Annotated in this window: 2 protein-coding genes; both read left to right on the top strand. The window is 58.2% G+C overall.

Annotated elements, in window-relative coordinates; all coding sequences use genetic code 11:
- Positions 1-756, top strand: a 756-nt coding sequence (locus ACODS0_RS27955) for an IS3 family transposase (protein WP_488838494.1), incomplete at its 5' end; no start/stop codon positions are given.
- A gap of 107 nt (positions 757-863) precedes the next feature.
- Positions 864-1,766, top strand: coding sequence for an SGNH/GDSL hydrolase family protein (locus tag ACODS0_RS27950; protein WP_488838492.1), 903 nt, complete (start codon positions 864-866; stop codon positions 1,764-1,766).
- Positions 1,767-2,060: the final 294 nt, after the last annotated feature.

The raw sequence follows: 2,060 nt of genomic DNA, 5'->3' as shown, positions 1-2,060 counted from the left end.
AGGCCCAAAACTCGTGCCATACTTGGCCTCATGCGGTTGAATTTCCTATCCGTCTGGCTGCAGATGAACCGCGAGGGCATCGTGGTGGCGCGCTGCACGGTCGAGCGTCTGATGCGTGCCATGGGCTTGCAAGGGGCACGCCGTGGCAGGGCGGTGCGCACCACCACGCCGGATGCCTCGGCCCCGTGCCCGCTGGACCACGTCAACCGGCACTTCCATGCCAGCCGTCCCAACGAGCTATGGGTGTCGGACTTCACCTATGTCTCCACCTGGCAAGGCTGGTTGTATGTGGCCTTTGTGGTGGATGTGTACGCCCGGCGCATCGTGGGCTGGCGCGTCAGTCGCAGCATGCAGACGGACTTCGTGCTCGATGCCCTGGAGCAGGCTCTGTACGAACGCCAGCCAGCGGCCCATGTCTTGACGCACCATTCCGACAGGGGCAGTCAGTACGTCAGCATCCGCTACACCGAACGCTTGGACCAGGCGGGCATACAACCTTCGGTGGGCAGCAGGGGAGACAGCTATGACAACGCGCTGGCCGAGACCATCAACGGTCTGTACAAGGCCGAGTTGATTCACCGCCGGGGACCTTGGAAGACCAGGGAATCCGTGGAACTGGCCACCCTGCAATGGGTGCACTGGTTCAACCACGTCCGACTGCTCACGCCGATTGGGGGCATCCCTCCGGCAGAAGCTGAGGCAAACTACTGGAGGCAACTCGCCGCCAGCGACACCTCGACAAAGGTGTCAACTTAAACCAACCGGCCTCCTCGATACCCGGGGCGGTTCAGTTAGCCATTGAAGTGTCGACCACCCGACTAACCAATTCAACTACTGAAACTCATCAACAAGGAGACTTGAAAATGCAAAAAAGCACAATTCGTAGCAGCGCAATTTTGGCAATGGCCGCCGCTGTCTTTCTGGCCGGTTGCGCCGCACCTCAGCGAGCTTCAGTGAGCCCGCCGATAACTCGCTTAGTTGTCTTGGGTGATTCCAATGTGGACAACGGCAATCTGCTTCGCATGACTAAGAACGAGGTACCGCCTTCGCCTAACTGGCAAGGTCGTAACTCCAATGGTCCGAATGTCGTGGAATACCTGGCCAAGTCGCTGAACGCGAGCTTGGAAGACTACGCCGTGAGTGGCGCAGACACGGGAAGCGGCAATGTCGTAGCCAAGATATCCCCAGCCCATGCCTACGTGGAGCGTTCTGGTGTGGCTGTTCAACTGCAAGATCTGGTAGCGCGCAACGCGCGATTCGGTTCCAGCGACTTGGTGGTGTTGTGGGCGGGCTCTAACGACATTTTTGGCGCCAAACGTGCCGAACGTTTGGCGCTTGATCAGCGCATCGCTACCGCAGCAGCGAACATCGAAGCGGCCATTGTCAAACTCAACGGCATGGGGGCCCAGCGTTTCGTGGTGGCTAACCGCACGCCACGTGAGGCGCTGGGAACCGAGAATGATCAGAATGGCGTGGACTTGAACATCGCTGTGAGTGCGGCCGTCGCACAGGCCCGTTCTAAGACCGGTGCTGATGTGCGTCTGTTTGACGCCTACAGTTCGATCGCCGACATGATGAAGAATCCCGCCAAATACGGTTTCAAGGAACCGAATGCTTTGTGCTGGAACGTGCCCGTGTGTGCCAACGATTCGCTCGAAAAAGGCCTGCCGGTGGGTAGTACCTATGTGAACTGGGATGCTGCCCATAAGACCACCCGTGTGCATCAACTCATGGCGGAGCAGATCGAGCAGATGCTCAAGCCCTAACTGCACTTTCAACATCGGAGCATCCGGCGCCCAGTGCCGGGCGCTGGGGCTGCAAGAAATTCAAAAACGGAGACAACTATGCCCCAACGTTTTCTTACCAAGAAGCGCTCTATTGCAACCTTAGTCCTTGGGTTGATCTTGTGCGCGTCTGCTTCTACTACGCTTGCTCAGAACGTGCTATTTGAAGAAAGATTCGACAATGGCTTAGGCCAATTCGCGCCTTACGGTGCCGCCGGTGCCTTTGCCCGCGGTTGAAGGAACTCAAACAGCGCCACCTCTTTGTGCCACGCGGCA

It is taken from the genome of Acidovorax sp. FG60, from assembly GCF_057808995.1.
The sequence above is the reverse complement of the archived record's forward strand: the minus strand, read 5'-3'. Positions and strand labels throughout refer to the sequence as shown.